At 34.9% G+C, this 21,316-nt stretch carries 21 protein-coding genes and 1 tRNA gene; 13 read left to right on the forward strand and 9 right to left on the reverse strand.

Annotated features, from left to right (window positions below; translation table 11 throughout):
* The 3 genes from ACIQ6Z_RS00340 to udk are packed head-to-tail and all read right to left on the reverse strand — an operon-like array spanning position 1 to position 2,332.
* Complete coding sequence (locus ACIQ6Z_RS00340) at positions 1–1,365, reverse strand: methylmalonyl-CoA mutase subunit beta (protein WP_396208958.1); 1,365 nt, start codon at positions 1,363–1,365, stop codon at positions 1–3.
* 11 nt (positions 1,366–1,376) lie between these two features.
* The gene (locus ACIQ6Z_RS00345) at positions 1,377–1,724 is read right to left on the reverse strand and encodes a septum formation initiator family protein (RefSeq protein ID WP_396208959.1); all 348 of its coding nucleotides are present in this window, start codon (positions 1,722–1,724) and stop codon (positions 1,377–1,379) included.
* Positions 1,724–2,332, reverse strand: coding sequence for a uridine kinase (udk, locus tag ACIQ6Z_RS00350; RefSeq protein WP_396208960.1), 609 nt, complete (start codon positions 2,330–2,332; stop codon positions 1,724–1,726). Before udk ends, ACIQ6Z_RS00345 begins: the two co-directional genes overlap by 1 nt.
* A 232-nt stretch (positions 2,333–2,564) precedes the next feature.
* On the opposite strand from udk, the gene ACIQ6Z_RS00355 reads away from it, so the two are divergent.
* Positions 2,565–2,639 (forward strand) — tRNA-Pro (locus ACIQ6Z_RS00355).
* 132 nt (positions 2,640–2,771) lie between these two features.
* Positions 2,772–3,719 carry a thioredoxin-disulfide reductase gene (trxB, locus tag ACIQ6Z_RS00360; protein ID WP_396208961.1) on the forward strand — a complete coding sequence of 316 codons (948 nt, stop codon included), beginning with the start codon at positions 2,772–2,774 and terminating at the stop codon, positions 3,717–3,719.
* Positions 3,720–3,769: 50 nt separating this feature from the next.
* On the opposite strand, the gene ACIQ6Z_RS00365 is transcribed toward trxB, so the two are convergent.
* The 4 genes from ACIQ6Z_RS00365 to ACIQ6Z_RS00380 form a co-directional block, all read right to left on the reverse strand.
* Positions 3,770–4,606, reverse strand: a complete 837-nt coding sequence (locus ACIQ6Z_RS00365) for a GIN domain-containing protein (protein ID WP_396208962.1) — start codon at positions 4,604–4,606, stop codon at positions 3,770–3,772.
* Between the two features lie 267 nt (positions 4,607–4,873).
* Positions 4,874–5,590, reverse strand: coding sequence for a head GIN domain-containing protein (locus ACIQ6Z_RS00370; protein WP_396208963.1), 717 nt, complete (start codon positions 5,588–5,590; stop codon positions 4,874–4,876).
* A 1-nt stretch (position 5,591) separates the two neighbouring features.
* Positions 5,592–7,310, reverse strand: coding sequence for a PspC domain-containing protein (locus ACIQ6Z_RS00375; protein ID WP_396208964.1), 1,719 nt, complete (start codon positions 7,308–7,310; stop codon positions 5,592–5,594).
* Between the two features lie 5 nt (positions 7,311–7,315).
* Positions 7,316–7,645 (reverse strand): PadR family transcriptional regulator, encoded by a 330-nt coding sequence (locus ACIQ6Z_RS00380; RefSeq protein WP_396196797.1) that lies wholly within the window; start codon positions 7,643–7,645, stop codon positions 7,316–7,318.
* A 206-nt stretch (positions 7,646–7,851) separates the two neighbouring features.
* On the opposite strand from ACIQ6Z_RS00380, the gene ACIQ6Z_RS00385 reads away from it, so the two are divergent.
* The 9 genes from ACIQ6Z_RS00385 to ACIQ6Z_RS00425 all read left to right on the forward strand — a co-directional run bounded on the left by ACIQ6Z_RS00385 (position 7,852) and on the right by ACIQ6Z_RS00425 (position 15,636).
* Positions 7,852–8,307 (forward strand): DUF4442 domain-containing protein, encoded by a 456-nt coding sequence (locus ACIQ6Z_RS00385; protein ID WP_396208965.1) that lies wholly within the window; start codon positions 7,852–7,854, stop codon positions 8,305–8,307.
* A gap of 86 nt (positions 8,308–8,393) precedes the next feature.
* The gene (locus ACIQ6Z_RS00390; RefSeq protein ID WP_396208966.1) at positions 8,394–9,299 is read left to right on the forward strand and encodes a TIGR01777 family oxidoreductase; all 906 of its coding nucleotides are present in this window, start codon (positions 8,394–8,396) and stop codon (positions 9,297–9,299) included.
* A gap of 81 nt (positions 9,300–9,380) precedes the next feature.
* A complete protein-coding gene (locus tag ACIQ6Z_RS00395) occupies positions 9,381–9,944 on the forward strand; it encodes a nucleotide exchange factor GrpE (RefSeq protein ID WP_396208967.1) in 564 nt (187 codons plus the stop codon).
* 39 nt (positions 9,945–9,983) lie between these two features.
* On the forward strand, positions 9,984–11,102 hold the full coding sequence (gene dnaJ / locus ACIQ6Z_RS00400) for a molecular chaperone DnaJ (RefSeq protein ID WP_396208968.1): 1,119 nt from the start codon (positions 9,984–9,986) through the stop codon (positions 11,100–11,102).
* 150 nt (positions 11,103–11,252) lie between these two features.
* A complete protein-coding gene (locus ACIQ6Z_RS00405) occupies positions 11,253–12,173 on the forward strand; it encodes an ABC transporter ATP-binding protein (RefSeq protein ID WP_396208969.1) in 921 nt (306 codons plus the stop codon).
* A 2-nt stretch (positions 12,174–12,175) separates the two neighbouring features.
* Positions 12,176–13,486 carry an ABC transporter permease gene (locus ACIQ6Z_RS00410; protein ID WP_396208970.1) on the forward strand — a complete coding sequence of 437 codons (1,311 nt, stop codon included), beginning with the start codon at positions 12,176–12,178 and terminating at the stop codon, positions 13,484–13,486.
* 65 nt (positions 13,487–13,551) lie between these two features.
* Positions 13,552–14,715 (forward strand): sigma-54-dependent transcriptional regulator, encoded by a 1,164-nt coding sequence (locus ACIQ6Z_RS00415; protein ID WP_396208971.1) that lies wholly within the window; start codon positions 13,552–13,554, stop codon positions 14,713–14,715.
* A gap of 76 nt (positions 14,716–14,791) precedes the next feature.
* The gene (locus tag ACIQ6Z_RS00420) at positions 14,792–15,406 is read left to right on the forward strand and encodes a DEAD/DEAH box helicase (protein WP_396208972.1); all 615 of its coding nucleotides are present in this window, start codon (positions 14,792–14,794) and stop codon (positions 15,404–15,406) included.
* Positions 15,407–15,417: 11 nt separating this feature from the next.
* A complete protein-coding gene (locus ACIQ6Z_RS00425) occupies positions 15,418–15,636 on the forward strand; it encodes a DUF2007 domain-containing protein (RefSeq protein WP_396208973.1) in 219 nt (72 codons plus the stop codon).
* Positions 15,637–15,677: 41 nt separating this feature from the next.
* Here ACIQ6Z_RS00425 and ACIQ6Z_RS00430 read toward each other — a convergent pair whose 3' ends face one another.
* A complete protein-coding gene (locus ACIQ6Z_RS00430) occupies positions 15,678–17,798 on the reverse strand; it encodes a M3 family metallopeptidase (protein WP_396208974.1) in 2,121 nt (706 codons plus the stop codon).
* Positions 17,799–17,976: 178 nt separating this feature from the next.
* On the opposite strand from ACIQ6Z_RS00430, the gene ACIQ6Z_RS00435 reads away from it, so the two are divergent.
* On the forward strand, positions 17,977–19,608 hold the full coding sequence (locus tag ACIQ6Z_RS00435; protein WP_396208975.1) for an ABC-F family ATP-binding cassette domain-containing protein: 1,632 nt from the start codon (positions 17,977–17,979) through the stop codon (positions 19,606–19,608).
* Between the two features lie 5 nt (positions 19,609–19,613).
* Here ACIQ6Z_RS00435 and ACIQ6Z_RS00440 read toward each other — a convergent pair whose 3' ends face one another.
* Complete coding sequence (locus ACIQ6Z_RS00440; RefSeq protein WP_396208976.1) at positions 19,614–20,435, reverse strand: DUF6929 family protein; 822 nt, start codon at positions 20,433–20,435, stop codon at positions 19,614–19,616.
* 124 nt (positions 20,436–20,559) lie between these two features.
* Here ACIQ6Z_RS00440 and ACIQ6Z_RS00445 point away from each other — a divergent pair, with 124 nt between their 5' ends.
* Positions 20,560–21,129 carry a cob(I)yrinic acid a,c-diamide adenosyltransferase gene (locus tag ACIQ6Z_RS00445; RefSeq protein WP_396208977.1) on the forward strand — a complete coding sequence of 190 codons (570 nt, stop codon included), beginning with the start codon at positions 20,560–20,562 and terminating at the stop codon, positions 21,127–21,129.
* The last annotated feature ends 187 nt before the right edge of the window (positions 21,130–21,316 follow it).

Genomic DNA, 21,316 nt, shown 5'->3' on the forward strand with positions numbered 1-21,316 from the left:
TTATTGCTCTTGAGATAATCGTTCTTGTTCTACTTTTTCAGCCAAGCGTTTTTCGATAATTGGAGTGATTAATGTTTTTCTGGCGTTTTGCTTTACGAAAGGAAACAATTCCAAATCGTGTTTCATGTGATCGTTTTTGTTGGGATACTTATTCGTTCCTAATAAAACTTCATGGCCTGAATCGAATAATTCTTGTTCTTTTTGAGCATTTTCGTTTATTTTTCGCTGAATCGTTCCTTCAATTAATTGCGAAATCAATCCGCCATTTTTTTCTATGTCTTTGAATAATTCTAAAGCTTTTTCAGCCAATTGCTCCGTTACGGTTTCAATGTAGTACGCTCCATCAGCTGGATTAGTTACTTTGTCGAAATAACTTTCATTTTTTAATATTAACAATTGGTTCCGAGCAATACGATCACCAAACTCGTTGTCTTTGTGGTATAAGGCGTCATAAGGTAAATTGGCAACCGCATCTGCACCTCCTAGTATGGCCGACATGCATTCAGTAGTCGTGCGCAACATGTTAACGTTGTAATCGTATAATGTTTTGTTACGTTTTGTTGGTGTAGCGATGATATGGCAATCAAAATTATGACTGTATTCTGATGCTAACGTGTTGAATAAAATTCGTAGCGCTCTCAATTTAGCGATTTCAAAAAAGTAATTCGTTCCTACAGCAACTTCAATCGTAATGGGGTGGTTAATGGCTGAAATTCTATTGAAATATTCGTTGGCATGCGCTAAGGTATACGCCAATTGTTGTACGATGTTAGCGCCTGCATTTTGATATATTCCACTTGAAATAACTAAGAAAGGATTCTTAGTATTGGAAGCAATTGTCTGTAATTTTTCAACATCTTTATCAAGATTCTCAAACCAATTTCCATCTTTTTCCAATTGCCCAATGGGGTCAATAAGGATGGAAACACCTGCTTGAGAGTTCGAAGTAAATGTATTGATTTTGTTCACGAAATCGATAGAGAGAAAAGGCAAATGAAAATAATATGTTGTGTTTTCCAATGGAAGTCCCCGCATGAGTTCTTCAATTGAAATTAGATCATTTTCCAAGGTGAATCGGATACTTTCTGCGCCTCTTTTTAAGGTGTCGAGTGCTCGTGCATTTGATTTTTGAATATCGTGGACAAATATATTTTGAATGATGGAAAAAGGCTTATCGGGTGCATCAGCCTCAATTTTTGAGGAGGTTTCATCGTAATGATAAAACGGTTTTACTTTGATTCCTTCTGGACTTTCCCAAACTAGCGTTTCATTGTAATCGGCGCCTTTGAGTTCAAATTGAATTTGTTGTTTCCATTGTTTTGTAGAAATTGGATCAAATTCGGTAAATAAATTAGTAGTAGACACGATTGCGTTCTTTAATTAATACTGTTGGCTTTATCTGATTTTTTATTGTCTTCATATTCAATGATATAAATGTCTTCATTTTCGCGTTTCATGTAATATTTTTCACGTGCAAATTTTTCGACTCTATCATCATTTTTTAAATGCTTAATGCTGGCGCTGTCTTTTTTTATTTCAGCTTTATAATAGTCAATATTGTCTTCTATTTCATCAATCTCTTGATTCAAGACACGATGTTCTAAATAGGAATAATTATCCAAAAACAACATCCAAATCACAAAGAAAATGAGTACTAAAATGTAGCGGTTAGCGATCATTTTTAGAAACGGATATTTGACAATAAGATTCTTCAATTTGTTCATTATACCAGTCTTTGGTTAATTACGGCGCGAACTACATCTATTGCTACAGTATTGTATTTGTCGTTTGGTATGATAATGTCGGCAAACGCTTTTGTAGGCTCAATAAATTGTTCGTGCATCGGTTTTAGTGTCGTTTGGTAACGATTCAATACTTCTTCCATATCGCGACCTCGTTCGGCAATATCACGTTTTAAACGACGAATTAGGCGTTCGTCGGAATCAGCATGAACATATATTTTGATATCAAACAATTCTCTCAATTCAGGGTTGGTTAATATCAAAATCCCTTCTACAATCATAACTTTTCGCGGGTGTGTAACTACTTTATCTTCAGTTCTGTCATGTGTTACAAAGGAATAAACCGGTTGGTCTATGGTTTTACCTGCTTTTAAATCTTTCAAATGATTGACTAGTAATTCAAAATCAATGGCTCGTGGATGATCAAAATTAATTTTTGTACGTTCCTCATACGATAAGTGATGTGTTTCTTTATAGTACGAATCTTGTGAAATAATTCCCACTTCTGTTTCGGGTAATTGATTCATAATTTGATGTACTACTGTGGTTTTTCCACTACCTGTTCCTCCGGCAATTCCGATAATAAGCATAAATGATATCGTATTGATTGTTTTAGCAAAAATAGAAATAATATTCTATGTGTTTTTTGTTTTGATAAGAAAGTTTTACCAAATTGTGCTAATTAAGTATGGTTTTAAAAGAATTGAGATGCATTAAATCGAGATAATTTTAGCATGAATCAAAATAAAATATAATTATTTTAAAAACCTATTTAAATATTTGGGATAATGGATTTAAATAGTATATTTGCATCCTCATTTACGGGGTGTAGCGTAGCCCGGTTATCGCGCCTGCTTTGGGAGCAGGAGGCCGCAGGTTCGAATCCTGCCACCCCGACAAAAAACCTTCTTGTGTTCAGGAAGGTTTTTTTTTGGTCAAAAATGAATAAGTTATTAAAAAATCTAACCTGATTTTAAGAAATAATTTTAATTAAAAACTTACATTTGCTACTCTTTAAAGAATACTATTATGTCAGATACAATTGAAAAAGTAAAATGTTTAATTATAGGCTCGGGTCCAGCAGGATATACAGCTGCTATATACGCGGCAAGAGCAAATATGAATCCTGTATTATATCAAGGTTCGCAACCTGGTGGACAATTGACTACCACAAATGAAGTTGAAAATTTTCCAGGTTATCCGGAAGGTGTTACTGGGCCTGAAATGATGGTGCAATTACAAGTGCAAGCGCAACGATTTGGTTCGGATGTTCGTGACGGATGGGTAACCAAAGTTGATTTTTCTGGCCCTACTCACAAAATTTGGGTTAATGATACCAAAGAAATTCATGCCGAAACCATTATTATTTCTACTGGAGCATCGGCTAAATACTTAGGATTAGAATCAGAACAACATTACTTAAAATTAGGTGGTGGGGTTTCCGCTTGTGCGGTTTGTGATGGATTTTTCTACAGAAATCAAGAAGTTGTTATCGTAGGGGCAGGAGATAGTGCTTGTGAAGAAGCGCATTATCTTTCTAAATTATGTAAAAAAGTTACGATGTTAGTGCGTAGTGATAAATTTAGAGCATCTAAAATTATGGCTGAACGTGTTCAAAAAACGGAAAATATTGAAATATTAATGAATACTGAAACCGATGAAGTATTGGGGGATGGACAAGTGGTAACAGGAGTTCGTGCCAAAAACAGAACAACAGGTGCTTTGACTGAAATTGCGGCTACTGGTTTCTTCGTAGCTATTGGACATAAACCTAATACTGATATTTTTGCCGAATTTATAACATTGGATGAGACGGGTTACATTGTTAATGTTCCAGGTAGTTCGAAAACCAATGTTCCAGGTATATTTGTTGCCGGTGATGCGGCAGACCATGTATACCGTCAAGCGATTACTGCAGCTGGAACAGGATGTATGGCTGCATTAGATGCAGAGCGTTATATTGCCTCTAAAGAATAAGTTTATAAATCCATAAAAAAATCCGACAATTGTCGGATTTTTTTATGGATTTATTTTTCTTTTTTATGGAGCGTTGCGTTGTTTGCGAGTTTTTTAATCGTAATTTTTTGTTCTCCCCAGAGCTCAACAAAGGATTTTCCTGCTGCAGCGATTGAGATAGCAATACTACTATTGATTTCACATTTTGCAGTACCATCTGTTTCCAATTCTACTGTACCTATCACAAATTTAGGAGCCGTCAATTGACTCGAATTGTCCAATCTCATTTTAGCATTTGTTGTACTTCCTTCAATAGTTGCTATACTTTTTTGATACATATCTATCTTACATTCTAGTGAAGTAATCAAACCTTTTAAACGACTATTTTTACTGAGTTCTAAATTCGTACTTTCAGCATTTACATTAATCTCTGCTTCCGCCTTATCGTCTAGCATCAAGGCAAAATAATTTGATTTTATATTTAAGAATGATTTTGAGTTGTGATAGTTTTTAATGGTAATTTTATCAAGCTCAATAGCCGCAAGTGCTTTTATTTCTGCATCGTTTCGAGCCGTAATAAGTTGTAAATCATTTGAATAATTGATTCGAATAGCAAATTTTTTAAAAGCTGTCGGTTCTTTTAATGCATTAATTTTTAGTGCATTTCCAGAAACTTCATAATTGATTATTTCGTGTAAATTATCATCGGCCTCAATTTCAATGGAAGTTTTGTCTCCTTTGACTAAAAAAATTTCAAAATTATCTCCTACTTCGATGGTTTCAAAGTTGGAAATTTCTTTGATGGCTACGGTTACGATTTTAGAACCTTTAATTTTTTCCTTTTTTTGTCCAAAAGAAAAGGAAGTTACAATTAAAGCAACTACTAATAAAGCGATTTTTTTTGACATTTTTTGTGAATATTAATAGAGCAAATATAAATAAAAACATCGGTAAATATACCGATGTTTTTATTTTGTATTTAAAAGATAGATTCTATCAATTGGGTAATAAAGGCAAATACAAATTCGATAATTTGAATAACTAGTTTTATCATAGGGTTGAATTTAGTTTTTTATCTGATTTGAGATTGTAAAATTAATTTTTTTTGTCCTTTGGGTTGTTAATTATATACTAATTATTTGTTAAATTAACTTGTTAATGAAGCAGTTACTGAGTTAGTTCTCAGAAATGCTGCCGCCCGAGCTTTCTGTTTTTATAAGCGTTTTTGGAACTTGATAATAGGAAATTGAACTTCCACTTGAAGCCGTACCTTTTAATTTAATAATGGGTTTAACTTTTGTAAAACTCCCACTAGAAGCATCGGCAACTATTTCATTAGCAGCTAATTGTTTGGCATCGATGTCGCTTCCGCTGGAAGAAGAAGTCTCTAGAAAAAGTGCTTTACCAGAGACAGTTAAACGGCTGCCACTTGATGCATCACAATTTACTTTTTCATATTCTATGACGGCTTCCATTTCGCCACCACTACTTGTATTCAAGGAAAGTGATGCTCCTTTTAATGTGTTCTTCGAATGTATTGTGGATCCACTAGAGGCTTCGAGGCTACTAATTGATGGCATTTTTATATTGACATTAATTGGAGAATCAGTGTTGATGCTGCCTTCCACTTCAATATACAAGGTACCATTTTTTACTTTTGTTGTAACGTACTGTTGTATGTTGTTATCAGTTTCGACTTCAACAGATGCGGTTGATTCTTGTGCAACAATTACACTGACTCCAGAACCTGAAACAATTGCGGTAAAAGATTCTTCTATGTTTCTTTTTTCTTTGGTTATGTTTCCACTGCCTTTAATTCCTGTAAATCGGTCACTGCATGACAGTAGTGAAATGCTTACCAGCAGTACGAGTAGTTTAATTGTGGTTTTCATATTATTTTTTTGATTTGGTTTCTGTTTTCTTTTGTGTTTCTTCAATGGCTATTGTTTCATTGATTTTTTTCTTTACTAAAACACCATTTTCATTATATATAATGGTTGCAGTGGAATCATTTTCTATTTCATTAGACTCCACATCGAGGTGTTCGTTTTCAGAAATTGGGCAGTTCAAACATTTAACCTTTTCGGAATCGACTCTATAAATATAATCTGAAGAACTGTAATGAAGATTAAAAAAATCATCATTTGAAGTGTCATAAGTGTAAAAGTTTTTATCGGTTTTAAAGTGGGTTCCTTTAGGTAAATATAAATATATCGCTATTTCTTGTCCTCGATATTGATCTTTAACATCCGCAATAAGATAGTTGTCTAGTTGCAATACATTGCCATCAATTTTAAAATTGTATTTAATTTTTTCAGCTCTTTTTCTTGCGTCATCTGCAGATTTGCCCTTGGCTAATTTTTCTACTTGTAAATACGCAATGCTCGATTCTGTTTCTATAATTTCAATAGAAATGTCGTTTGAATAGATGATTTCTTCATTTTTTTCATTTTGGGTGATTCTAAAATCCGTTTCATGGAAAACGTTTTTCGAATAGAAATCATTGTTTTTGAACTTAATCAATAATGTATCGCTTGGATTTAAAAGTATGTCTTGTTTTTGTACAGATTTTCCTTCAAAGGCCAATTGAGCGGCTTCGTTGATGCCTAAAGAGATGGCTATTCCAAATGCAATAATCCATGTAGCAAGTAAGGGGTATTTGGCAATGGCACCAATCGATTTCATGTGATTTACCAATAATTTTAAGCCCAAAAGAAGGATGAAAAAGAACGGAATTCCAAACACAAACAGAAATATTATACCTTGAATCCAGATGGGTGTTTCTAGGCCAATTGGTGTTTTTACATGGTTTAATATAAAATTATCAGGCATGTTCGCAGAAAAAATCATGAATACACTGGCTACACAAAATGCAACCAAAGCAATGGAACTAAATAACACTATTATTCCTCCAATAAATTTAGTGAAAACATGAAATAACCTTGTAAATAATTTGCCCACAGAAGAACTCGTTTTGTGAATTCCTTGACGGGTATTTTCGGCAAAATTTTTGGAATTTAGCTTGTCAAATTTATCTGCAATTTCATCAATTCCTTCTTTTACTTTTCGTTCAATATTGGAAATTGTAATGGGTTCGCCCTTCATTTCTAGTTTTTGAGATGTGGTTATGGCTTCCGGAATGATGATGATCAAGACTAAATAAATCAAAATAGGACTTCCAAAGCCTGCAACAACAATAATTACAAAAAGTAAGCGAATCCAAACGGGGTCGATTGTGAAATAATGTCCAAATCCTGAGGCCACTCCTCCAATGATACTGTTTTCCTTATCTCGGTATAATTTTTTAGCTTTTGAAGGTATGCTATAATCAATAGGTTGTGCCGTTTCTTGGTCAATTTTATAGTCTTCGGGTTGTCCCATGATGCTAATTACCGCATCAATTTCTACTAAGCCAATGACTTGTTTGTCGTTCTGGATGCGTTCTTGAAATAATTCGGCAATCCGACTTTCAATGTCTTTCATAATTTCTTCTCTACCTTCCATTGAGAGAGAACGTTTTACCGCATCAAAATAACGCGATAATTTTTGATAGGCATCTTCATCAATATGGAAGAACATTCCACCTAAATTTATACTTATTGTTTTGTTCATGTCGCTTAGTTTTGATTGGTTATTATGTTTACGGCATCGGCTAGTTCTTTCCATGTGCCGTTTAATTCTTGTAAAAATTCTTTTCCTTCATCGGTTAATCCGTAATACTTTCTGGGCGGACCCGATGAAGATTCCTCCCATCGATACGTTAACAAACCATCGTTTTTAAGTCGTGTTAATAAAGGATACACCGTTCCTTCAACGACCAGTAATTTTGCGTTTTTTAGCGTATCCAGAATTTCAGAAGTGTAGGCATCTTTTTCTTTTAGTACCGATAAGATGCAAAATTCTAAAACGCCTTTACGCATTTGCGCTTTTGTGTTTTCAATATTCATACTTTATTTGTTTATTAGTAAGGATTCAATATTGATGCAGTTTTTTTTAACAAAAATACATAACCTATTAATTTCTTATACAAAGATAAGTCTAATGAAAGGTATTGTGTTACGCATAGTACTAATATTTAACATAAAATTAACATTTAACACTATTTGAGTCCAGTCGTACTATTTTGTATCTTTACCCATAAATTATACTATTCATGGAGTTTACACCTGCAAAACTGAATCTTTTTTCTTTTTTTAAATTACCGGCAGCTTTTTGGTCGGGCGTTCGTGTTCGATCGATTTCGAATACATCTTGTGAGGTAACGGTCAAACACCGTTGGTTCAATCAAAATCCGTTTCAATCCATGTATTTTGCGGTGCAAGCTATGGCGGCCGAAATGACAACGGGTGTATTAGTCATGCTCCACATCAAAGCGAGTGGAAAGAATGTTTCCATGTTGGTGGCGCAAAATAAAAGTGTATTTACCAAGAAAGCTACTGGGAGAATTACGTTTGTATGCTCACAAGGTGATGCCATTAAAGCTGCTATAAATGAAGCCATAGCTTCCAAGGAAGGAAAAACCATTTGGTTAACATCTATTGGGAAAAATGCAAATGGCGAACAAGTTTCTGAAATGCAATTTGAATGGACATTGAAGGTAAGATCCTAAAAATAAACATGAAACTATTCCTAAACATTCGTTAATTTCTTTCATACCTTATCAATTGATTGTAACTTTGAGAAAAAGGAAATAAGATGACTATTTTAGTTACAGGTGCGACGGGTTTAGTAGGACAAGAATTAGTAGGGTTGTTGTTGCAAAATGGACACACGGTCCATTATTTGTCAACTTCGAGAACTAAGTTAGTTACTACGCCACATTACAAAGGTTATTATTGGAATCCAAAAACAGCCGAAATAGATGTTGCAGCATTTGATGGTGTAGTAACTATTGTTCATTTAGCGGGAGCAAGTGTTGCCCAAAGATGGACGGCAGGCTATAAAGAAGAAATTATTCAAAGTCGCGTACTTTCAACGCAGTTATTGTACAAAACACTCCATCAAATTTCGCACAATGTAATACAAATTGTTGCCGCTTCTGCTGTCGGTATTTACCCCAATAGTCTGACCTCAATTTATCATGAGACGGACTTAGATATAGATGATTCTTTTTTAGGCAATGTAGTCAAACGATGGGAAAATGAAGTAAGTCAGTTTGAAAAACTAGAGTTGGTCGTAACAAAAATTAGAATAGGTATTGTATTGGCTAAAAATGGAGGTGCGCTGCAAGAAATGGCAAAACCAATTCGCTTCGGTTTTGGTGCTGCTTTTGGTTCGGGAAAACAATACCAGTCATGGATACACATTCACGACCTAGCTGCTGTTTTTTATTTTGTGATCCAAAACAAGTTGGCAGGAGTGTACAACGGTGTTTCTCCCTATCCTGTTACCAATGAAGATCTTACCAAAGCAATTGCAAAAACACTCGAAAAACCTTTATTTCTTCCAAATGTTCCTCAGTTTGTAATGAAATTGATATTGGGAGAAATGCACGAAATACTATTTTCAAGCCAACATGTGAGCAGCAGAAAATTATTGGATGAGAATTTCCAGTTTAAGTATGCATCTCTAGACAAAGCACTTTTGGATCTCTTAAAATAAAATTTTTGATTTATTTTACTGACAATTTGACATTTTTAAACATTTGGCAATACATTTGCATTTCCATTTACTAAAGTAAAAATGTTTAAAAAAATAGTTAAAAATATGAGTCAGGAAAGTACTGAAAACATCGAAAAGGAGAACATTAATGAAGAAAATGTTTCAGAAAATCAAGGAATTCCAACCCCTGAATTATCTCTAGAAGAACAACTACAAGAAGAATTGAGCAACGAGAAGGATAAATTTTTGCGACTTTTTGCTGAATTTGAAAATTACAAAAGAAGAACAACCAAAGAGCGTATCGATTTATTTAAAACCGCTAATCAAGAAGTTTTGCAAGCCATGCTTCCTGTTTTAGATGATTTTGATAGAGCATGGGTCCAAGTATCCAAATCAGAAGATGAAGCTTTAGTGACAGGTGTTCAATTGATTCACGATAAATTGCGATCTATCTTAGTGTCTAAAGGATTGGAAGAAGTAGAAGTGAAAACAGGTGACGTTTTTAATGCTGATTTTGCCGAAGCCATAACTCAAATTCCTGCTCCAAATGATAAGATGAAAGGGAAAATAGTAGATGTTATTGAAAAAGGATATAAATTAGGAGATAAAATTATCCGTTTTCCTAAAGTGGTAATCGGTCAGTAAAAACGCGATTACAGCGATTTAAATCTTATATATTTTAAAATGAAAAAGGACTTTTACGAAATATTAGGCATTTCCAAAAATGCAACTGCAGATGAAATAAAAAAAGCCTACAGAAAGAAGGCAATTGAATTTCATCCTGATAAAAATCCAGGTAATAAAGAAGCTGAAGAAAAGTTTAAAGAAGCCGCAGAAGCTTATGAAGTGTTGAGCGATCCTAATAAGAAAGCAAAATACGATCAATATGGGCATCAGGCTTTTGATGGTGGTGGTTTTGGTGGTGGTCATCACATGAATATGGATGATATCTTCAGTCAATTTGGGGATATTTTTGGTGGTGCTTTTGGCGGCGGTGGATTTTCAGGTTTTGGCGGTGGTGGGGGTCAACGTCGTGTAAAAGGAAGTAATCTTCGCATCAAAGTGAAGTTAACTTTAGAAGAAATCGCCAACGGTGTAGAGAAGAAAGTGAAAGTAAAACGAAAAGTTCAAGCTAAAGGCGTAACGTATCGTACGTGTCCTACTTGTAACGGTTCGGGTCAAATAATGAAGATTGCCAATACCATTTTAGGAAGAATGCAAACGGCAACTACTTGTCACATCTGTAGTGGTTCGGGCCAAATTTTAGATCAAAAACCAGCCGGAGCCGATGCGCAAGGGATGTTGTTAGATGACGATACGGTTTCAATCAAAATTCCAGCGGGAGTAGTTGATGGTATGCAATTGAAGGTAGCTAATAAAGGAAACGAAGCACCCGGTAGTACTAGTATTCCTGGGGATTTAATAGTAGCCATTGAAGAAATCGAGCACGAATTTTTAAAACGCGAAGGTGAAAATCTTCATTATGATCTATACATAAGTGTTGCCGAAGCAGCTCTTGGGGTTTCAAAAGATATTGAAACCGTTTCGGGTAAAGTACGTATCAAATTAGAAGAAGGGATTCAGTCGGGTAAAATTTTACGATTAAAAGGCAAAGGAATTCCAAGTTTAAATTCGTATGGAAACGGAGATTTACTCGTTCATGTGAATGTTTGGACGCCTAAAAATTTAAATAGCGAACAAAAACAATTTTTTGAAAGAATGTTAACCGATGAAAATTTTATTCCTAAACCAGAAAAATCAGATAAATCTTTTTTTGAAAAAGTAAAAGATATGTTTTCATAATTAATATGATAAAAAAGCAGTGCTCTTTTTGGTAACTCTTGAGCATTTCTAAATTATAAAAAATCCCCATCCATTTGTAATAAAGGGTGGGTTTTTTTGTAACAATAATGGGGTTACTACTACTAATTATAGAATAAAAATCACAATTGTATGGGCACTATTTTAGAAGTACAAAATGTAGTGAAACAATATGGCGATTATACCGCTTTGAATAACGTTTCATTACAGGTTCCTTCCGGAAGTATTTACGGACTTTTAGGACCTAATGGCGCAGGGAAAACTTCCCTAATTCGTATCATCAACCAAATCACCATGCCCGATAGCGGTTCGGTTTTGTTAGATGGTGAGCCCTTAAAACCCGAACATGTTAAGTATATTGGCTACATGCCCGAAGAACGCGGTTTGTACAAAACCATGAAAGTAGGGGAACAGTGTTTGTATTTGGCCCAACTCAAAGGCATGCCTCTTTCGGAAGCAAAAAAACAGCTAAAATATTGGTTTGAAAAATTTCAAATTGAAGGTTGGTGGGATAAAAAAATCCAAGAATTGTCAAAAGGAATGGCACAAAAAATTCAGTTTATTGTTACCATATTGCACGAACCTAAATTATTAATACTCGACGAGCCTTTTTCGGGTTTTGATCCTGTGAATGCTAACTTGATTAAAGACGAAATCATTGAATTGAATAAAAAAGGGACATCTATTATTTTCTCTACCCATCGCATGGAGTCGGTGGAAGAGATGTGTGATTACATTGCGTTGATCCATAAATCCAACAAATTAATTGAAGGCAAATTGGAAGATGTAAAGCGTCAATTCCGTTCCAATACGTTTCAAGTGGGCATATTGACAAAGGATGTAGAAGGTTTGATGGTGCAATTGACTCAAAAATTTACGCTTGGTACAACCCATTTCAAATCGTTAAATGATGATTTAAAATTAGAAGTGCAATTGGGATCACATGCCTCAAATGAATTGCTTTCTATTTTGACTGCTTTTGGGCAAGTAACCCATTTTGTTGAAAAAATACCGAGTGTTAACGATATATTTATTCAAACTGTAAGTAATTAATTATGAGTATTTTATCCTTAATCATAAAAAGAGAGTTTATAGCCAAAGTACGCAATAAATCTTTCATTGTAATGACTTTTTTAAGTCCGCTCTTATTTGTTGGAATGGCACTTCTCGTTGCATTTTTATCTACGATGAATAAAGATTCGGTAACCCAAATCGCCCTTCATGATCAATCGGGTTTGTTGAAAAAAGAGTTTAAAAGCGACAAGTTCACGCACTATACCGATTTGTCAGCGATGCCTTTGCAAACTGCAAAAGATACTGCTTTAGCAAGCTTCGAAGGATTAATTTATATTCCTAAAGTAGCCAAAGTACAAGAGTTAAAAGAGAAAGTAGTATATATCTCTGAAGACAGTCCGAGTTTAGAATTCATCAGTGATGTTGAAGAAGTAATTGATTCGGTCATCACACAAGATAATTTAAAAGAATTGGGTTTTGATGCACAAAAAATTGAAGCAGCAAAAGCTGATGCTGCCTTACAACTGGCAAAATTTTCTGGTGAAGAAAGTTTGAAAGGCTTGAATGAAATAAAAGTGGCTATTGGGGGACTTTTCGGTTATTTAATCATGATGTTTATTGTGATTTATGGTAATTTTGTAATGCGAAGTGTCATTGAAGAAAAGACATCAAGAATTATCGAAATCATCATTTCATCAGTGAAACCCTATCAATTGATGATGGGGAAAATTATTGGAAACTCATTAGCAGGTATCTTACAGTTTCTCATATGGGCCATCGTGGGTACATTGTTGTTTTTTATGGCCTCTACATTTTTCGGAATGCAAATGGGTGCCAACACTAGCGTTTCTCCCGAAATGGTTGAAGCCGCAACGGCTAACGTTGATAAGATGGGGAAATTTCAAATGTATATTAATGAAATTTCAAACCTTCCATTAACCACCTTAATCATAGCATTTATAATCTATTTTATTGGAGGTTATTTTTTATACAGCTCATTGTATGCGGCAATTGGAGCAGCAGTAGATTCTGAAACGGATTCACAACAATTTTTATTACCAATCATTATGCCGTTAATTTTAGGGGTATATATCGGATTTTTTACAGTAATTAACGATCCACATGGTACGGTTGCAACCGTTTTCTCCATCATTCCCTTTACATCGCCTATCGTAATGTTAATGCGAATTCCTTTTGGTGTGCCTTGGTGGCAATTGACCCTTTCTATTTTATTATTGTTTGGAACATTTATTTTTGTAGTCTGGTTTGCGGCAAAAATCTACCGAGTAGGGATATTAATGTACGGCAAGAAGCCTACATGGAAAGAACTTTATAAATGGTTGAAATATTAAAAAGTATCTAGAGGGTTCAATATATTAGTCATACATTTGCCTTAGTTTTATCACCCCAATTAGTAATGAGTAAAATCCTAATCATAGAAGACGAAGCTGCTATTCGAAGAGTATTATTAAAAATACTTTCCGAAGAAAATGTTACGTATCAAGTAGATGAGGCCGAAGATGGAGTACAAGGTATTGAAAAAGTCAAAAGTGAAGACTATGATTTAATTTTGTGTGATATCAAAATGCCAAAAATGGATGGTGTTGAGGTATTAGAAGCCGTAAAAAAAATCAAACCAGAAATTCCAATGGTGATGATTTCAGGTCATGGAGACCTAGAAACCGCCATTAATACCATGCGATTGGGTGCTTTTGATTACATTTCAAAACCACCCGATTTGAATCGCTTATTGAATACGGTGCGCAATGCCTTGGATCGAAAACAATTAGTAGTTGAGAACAAAATCTTGAAACAGAAATTTTCTAAAAACTATGAAATGATTGGCGGTAGTGATGCCATCAAGCATATAAAATCCATGATTGATAAAGTGGCTCAAACCGACGCAAGAGTATTGATCACAGGTCCTAATGGAACAGGTAAAGAACTAGTTGCCCACCAATTGCATGAGAAAAGTGAGCGTGCTTCAGCACCAATAATTGAAGTTAATTGTGCTGCTATACCTTCAGAACTCATAGAAAGCGAATTGTTTGGTCATGTAAAAGGCGCTTTCACTTCGGCAGTTAAAGACCGAGCTGGAAAATTTGAATCGGCCGATGGGGGTACAATTTTTTTAGATGAGATTGGCGATATGAGTTTATCGGCGCAAGCAAAAGTATTGCGAGCCCTTCAAGAAAATGTCATTCAACGAGTAGGAGCCGACAAGGATATTAAAGTGAATGTTCGCGTTGTAGCAGCCACAAATAAAGATTTAAAAAAAGAAATTGAAGCCGGAAGATTTCGGGAAGATTTATACCATCGATTAGCGGTGATCCTTATTAAAGTACCGTCATTAAACGAGCGAAGAGAAGATATTCCCGCATTGATCGTGCATTTTGCATCCAAAATTTCACTCGAGCAAGGAACAGGTGTAAAGCACTTTTCAAAAGCGGCCCTTCAATTGTTACAAGAATACGATTGGACAGGAAATATTAGGGAGTTACGAAATGTTGTAGAGCGTTTAATAATATTAGGCGGTTCAGAGATTTCAGAACAAGACGTGAAATTATTCGCGAGTAAATAAAATAATGCTTTAAGCATTAGGCAATAGGCATTAAGTTGCTTGTGGCTTAAAGCTTATGGCTTAGAGCTGTAAAAAAATGCAATTAAAAAAAATACATCCAAGCCTTCAAAATGCATTGATTGAAAATGCATTCATTGAGGCCAATGACATGCAACAAGAAACCTTTTCTACCATAAAAAGCGGCGTAGATGCGGTCATTCAATCCCCTAAAAAGAGCGGAAAAACGACAACCATTTTGATGAACGTTATTCAGCGCATGGAAAAGCCTGTTGGCGAAAGTACGCGTGCCTTGGTTTTGGTTCAAGACAAGGAAAAAGTATTGGAAGCGTTGGAAATATTCAAAAAAATGAATCACTACACTAATCTGCGTGTTTTCGGAGTGCATGAAAAAGGAGATATGGATTACGACAAAAATCAAATTTCTTTGGGAATGGACGTTTTGATTGGAACCCCCATACGCATCAATGAAATGTTTTCATCGGCTGGTTTCAATATGAATACAATTAAAATGTTTGTGGTGGATGATGTTGAGGAAATGTTGCGCAAACGTGAAGACTCGATTATACAGCGCCTTTCTATGAGTGCCGAAAAAACTCAACGCTTGTTTTTTTGTTCGCAAATTACAGAGCGTGTAGAAATATTAGCCGATCGAATTATGATCGAACCGCTTTTTTTTGAAATGGAAGATTAAATAAATTAAGTATGGGAATAATGAAGGTTTTTTCGGGTAGTGAAATTCTAGCCGACACATTGAAATTAAAAATTGAAGAAGTTGGTGTTGAAGTTGTTAAAAAAGACAACTTGCAATCGGCTCGTTTGGCTGGTTTTGGGAATACCGATTTGGCGGTTGAGCTTTTTGTTGACGAACGGTATTATGGAAAAATAAGCCCTGTTTTAGAAGAATTTAGAATGAGCTTGTAAATATACAGTGAAAAAAAAGCTCCTAAAATAGGAGCTTTTTTTTAATCCAATTGGTCTAAACCTCTTTTCTTGATTAGGGGCGTTACATTAGGTGCTGCACCTCTAAATAATTTATAAAGTACCATTGGGTCTTCGGTACCACCTTTTTCTAATATGTTTTTTCGAAACGAAAGTGCTTTTACTGAATTAAATAACCCCGATGTTTTAAATACTTCAAAGGCATCAGTATCTAATACACCAGACCAAATATAACTGTAATATCCAGCAGAATAACCACCGGCAAATATATGGTTAAAATAGGTGCTACGGTATCTTGGAATGATGGTAGAAGGTAAATTAATTTTAGCCATAACTTCTTTTTCAAAAGTTTCTGCATTTGAAAGAATAGCTGATTTTTGAGTATGGTAGGCCATATCTAAAAGGGAAGCAGCTAAATATTCAGTTGTGATAAAACCTTGGTCAAAAGTGCCCGCTTTTTGCATTTTTTCAATTAAATCGTCTGGAATAATGGTGCCAGTATTGTAATGTTTGGCATACATTTTTAAAACTTCGGGTTCTGCAGCCCAGTTTTCCATAATCTGTGAAGGCAACTCGACAAAGTCTCTTGGTACACTCGTTCCGGCTAAACTTTCATAGGTAACATTGGACAACAAACCATGTAATGCGTGTCCAAATTCGTGAAAGAAGGTACTTACTTCATCAAAAGTAAGTAATGCAGGAGCATTCGCTGTGGGTTTTGTGAAATTACATACAATAGAAACTACAGGTGTTATTCTTTTTCCGTTTTCCATTTTTTGATTGCGGTAAGAGGTCATCCAAGCTCCTCCTCGTTTTGATGCTCTTGGGTGAAAATCCATATACAAAATACCAATATGTGTCCCATCGGCTTCGGTTACCTCCCATACAGTGACATCATTATGGTATTTAGGAACATCATTCAGGGCTTTGAACTGCAACCCGTATAATTTTTTACAAACGGTAAATATGCCTTCTCTAGTTTTCTCAATACTAAAATAAGGTTTCATTTCTTGCTCGTCTAAATTGAAGCGCTCTTTTCTTATCTTTTCGGTATAAAATCTCCAATCATAAGGCATAACGGGACCATTAATTCCATCCTTTTTCATTAAGTCTTCAATATCTGCAGCTTCTTTAGTGGCCATTTTCAATGCCGGCGTCCATAAATCATTTAATAATTTAGTGGCCGTTTCTGGATTTTTAGCCATTGATTTTTCTAATACATAATCGGCATGAGAAGCATAACCAAGTAATCGCGCTTTCTCTCCTCTTAAATTGGCTATTTTTATAGCTAATGCATTGTTGTCATTTTCATTTCCATTATTGGCACGCATTTGATAAGCATTCCATATTTCTTGACGCAATTTTCTATTCGAACTGTATTGCAGAAAGGGCATAACACTAGAGTTGGACAATGTAAAAACCCATTTACCTTCTTTTCCTCTTGCTTTTGCATCAGCTGCTGCGGACTCAATAAGTGCTGTTGGTAATCCAGCTAAATCATTTTTGTTTGAAATTACTAATTCATAAGCATTCGTTTCAGCTAAAATATTTTGACCATATTTTAAAGTTGCAACGGCCATCTCTGAATTAATTTCTCTCAATCTGGTCTTGAATTTTTCAGACAAGTTGGCGCCACTTCGCACAAAATTTTTATATAAGTTTTCTAAAATTTTTGTTTGCTCTTGCGTTAATTTTAAATTCTTCTGCTCATCCCACACCGTTTTTACTCTTTGAAACAAGACTTCATTTAGATTTATATTGTCATTATGAGCCGATAATTTTGGCGCTATTTCTTTAGCAATAGCTTGAATGTCTTCATTGGTATTTGCGCTATTTAAATTGTAGAAGACAGTGCTCACTTTAGCCAGTAATTTTCCTGAATTTTCCATGGCTAAAACCGTATTTTCAAAAGTTGGTTTTTCCGGATTTGAAAGTATAGCGTTTATTTCAGATTCCTGTTGTTTGATTCCTTCTAAAAGTGCTGGCTTGAAATGTTCATTCTTGATCAAGTGAAAGGGAGGTACTTGATAAGGAGTTGAATAGGCTTCAAAAAATGGATTCATAGTCGTGTTATTTTTATCCTGTGCGTGAACAGAACTAGCAATTGTAATTGCTGATAATAAAAGAATGGATTTAAGATTCATGCGTTTGAAATTTAATTGTAAAAATATACGTTTTAAACTTTGCAACCAAAACTAAAGTATGTTTTGTGAAATCTTTAAGTTGACTTCTCATATCTGGATTTATAATCTATCTTTGCACCTTTCAAATTTTTAGTAGAAAGACCTTTTACTTTTTACTTTTAACCTTTTACTTTAAAAAATGATTACAGTTAACGACATAGCCGTAGAATTTGGCGGAACAACGCTTTTTAGCGAAGTAACTTTTGCCATCAATGAAAATGATAAAATTGCCTTAATGGGTAAAAATGGGGCTGGAAAATCAACATTATTGAAAATTGTTGCGGGTCAAAGCAAACCGACTCGCGGTGTAATTTCGGCGCCAAGTGATGCTGTTATTGCTTATTTACCTCAGCATTTGCTTACTTCAGACGATTGTACGGTGATGGAAGAAACTTCTAAAGCCTTTGCTGAGGTATTAGATATGAAGAAAGAAATTGATGTCATCAACGAACAATTGACAATTCGTACCGATTATGAAAGTGATGAATACATGAAATTAATCGAACGTGTTTCTGAATTGTCGGAGAAATTTTATTCCATTGAAGAAGTAAATTATGAAGCCGAGGTTGAAAAAGTTTTGAAAGGACTCGGTTTTGAACGCGAAGATTTTACGCGACAAACATCTGAATTTTCTGGAGGTTGGAGAATGCGCATCGAATTGGCAAAAATTTTGTTGAAAAAACCTGATTTAATTTTGCTCGATGAGCCTACCAATCACATGGACATCGAGAGTATTCAGTGGTTAGAGGATTTCTTGATCAACCAGGCAAAAGCAGTAATGGTAATTTCACATGATAAAACTTTTGTAGACAATATCACCAATCGCACCATTGAAGTTACCATGGGACGCATTTATGATTACAAAGCCGTATATTCTGAGTATTTAGAGTTGCGAAAAGACCGAAGAATACACCAACAAAAAGCCTACGACGAACAACAGAAATTTATAGCCGAAAATCAGGCGTTTATTGATCGTTTTAGAGGGACATTTTCCAAAACAGAATCGGTACAATCGCGAGTAAAAATGTTGGAAAAAATTGTTCCCATTGAAGTGGATGAAGTGGATACTTCAGCTTTAAAATTAAAATTTCCGCCATCTCCTCGATCGGGTCAATATCCTGTGGTGGTTGAAGGTTTGTCAAAATCATATGGTGATCATGTGGTTTTTAAAAATGCCAATATGGTAATCGAGAGAGGTCAAAAAGTTGCTTTGGTGGGTAAAAATGGAGAGGGTAAATCAACCATGATTAAAGCCATTATGGGTGAAATTGATTTTGAAGGAAAATTAGAGGTTGGTCACAACGCTCAAATTGGCTATTTTGCTCAAAATCAAGCTTCTTTATTGGATGGTGAGTTGACTATTTTTGAGACCATCGACCAAATTGCAGTGGGTGATGTGCGCACCAAGATTAAAGATTTATTGGGAGCATTCATGTTTAAAGGTGATGATATTCAAAAGAAAGTAAAAGTCCTTTCGGGAGGTGAAAAAACACGTTTGGCTATGATCAAATTATTGTTGGAGCCCGTGAATGTTTTGATTTTGGATGAGCCTACTAATCACTTAGATATGAAAACCAAAGACATCATAAAAGATGCTTTACGCGATTTTGACGGCACCTTACTATTGGTTTCTCACGATCGGGATTTCTTAGACGGATTGGCGCAAAAAGTATTCGAATTTGGGCACAAACGCGTCAAAGAACATTTTGAAGATATCAAAGGATTCTTAGCGCATAAAAAAATGGAATCTTTAAAGGAAATCGAAAAATAATACAGTTATTTTAGTACAGTTAATTTATAAATTTTAGCTTCTATATTTTCGGTATCATTGTCTTCACAAAGCAAAAATTCAATTTCGCTTTCCGATTCATTATACAACGTAATGCCTTCAAATTTCTGGTCTTCCGATATGAGGTGTACCTCGATGACTTCAAATGTTGGCGCGTGCATTATGCCTAAAATGCTGCCCAGAACCACTCCGTCGTCATAAGTGGAATCTGTTTTTTCGGCACTCGCTAGAAAATAAATGGTTTCTCCAACTAATATCGCATCGGTAAATGTGGTTTCCACATCATCTAGTGAAGGCAATGCCACAGGAATAAACTGTAGGGCATCTTCGTGTTGGTTAGGAATTATAAAAATACCATTTTTTGCATTTTTTGAATTACCTCTTTGAAAAAGTAACATCGTATTGTGCGCGTAAATGGCTCCTTCTATATTCAATTGCTGATCGGATAAAGATCCTACGTCACTTAATTTTTGGTATAATGTACTTAAATCTTGTGATTGTAAGGTATCGTTTTCCAGATGCAAAGTAAACATAGTATTGCGTTGAGGAGTTGAACCTGATCCTAATAATAGCAGTTGGTTGCCATGCTGTGTTATACTTTCTAAGTCGAGCTTTTCTGCTTTAGTTGTATTTTCTTTAGCATCTTTAAGTAAAGGAAACTTAAGTAATATTTCTTTTTCAAGATCGTATTGGTATAAAAAACTACTAGAATCGGATATAATGAACAAGACATTTTGCGTGTATAACAATCCTGACGGGGCTGCTATACCTTTAATTGTACAATGGTTATTAAGATTGATTTTTTTCATATTTTTGCACAATAAATACTAGCGATATTTAAAGTTTATAAAAATAGTATTTTTTCATAAAAAATTGACTTAAGTTTACAACTTTTGTAGTATTAATTAGGTGCTGCTATAATAATAAAAATGGATGAAAATATATACTAAAACAGGAGATTCTGGAACTACAGCTCTTTTTGGTGGAACACGCGTGTCTAAACACCATATTCGAATAGAAAGTTATGGCACAGTTGATGAATTGAATTCGCATATTGGCTTAATTCGGGATCAAGATATAAACCATTCGTATAAAGAAGTGCTGGTAGAAGTTCAAGACCGATTATTTACTGTAGGCGCTATTCTGGCAACTCCTCCCGAAAAAGAGAAATTAAAAAACGGACAATCTCGCCTTCAAAATTTAGGGATTATTGCTTCAGATATTGAATATCTTGAGAATCAGATTGACCAAATGGAAGAGGCTCTACCACCAATGACACATTTTGTATTGCCCGGTGGTCATACAACGGTGTCATATTGTCATATTGCACGCTGTGTTTGTAGAAGAGCAGAACGTTTAGCGGTTCATTTAAATGACATGGAGCCGACAGATGAAAAGGTAATTACTTATTTAAACCGCCTTTCTGACTATCTTTTTGTCTTGGCACGAAAGTTGTCTCTAGACTTAAATGCCGATGAAGTAAAATGGATTCCAAGAAAGTAGAAAGTACTCTTAAATTCTGCCTATTTTGACTGAAATTTTAATTCGGAAATTGACGTTCTTAAATATTTTAAAAAAAAGTAAAAAAAAACTTGACTTTTTAAGTAATAAATTTATTTTTGCATAAACTTAAATCGATAAAAAGATGTATTGGACATTAGAATTAGCATCCTACTTGAGTGATGCGCCT

The sequence above is a fragment of the Flavobacterium sp. genome (genome assembly GCF_044376915.1).
Classification (GTDB): domain Bacteria; phylum Bacteroidota; class Bacteroidia; order Flavobacteriales; family Flavobacteriaceae; genus Flavobacterium.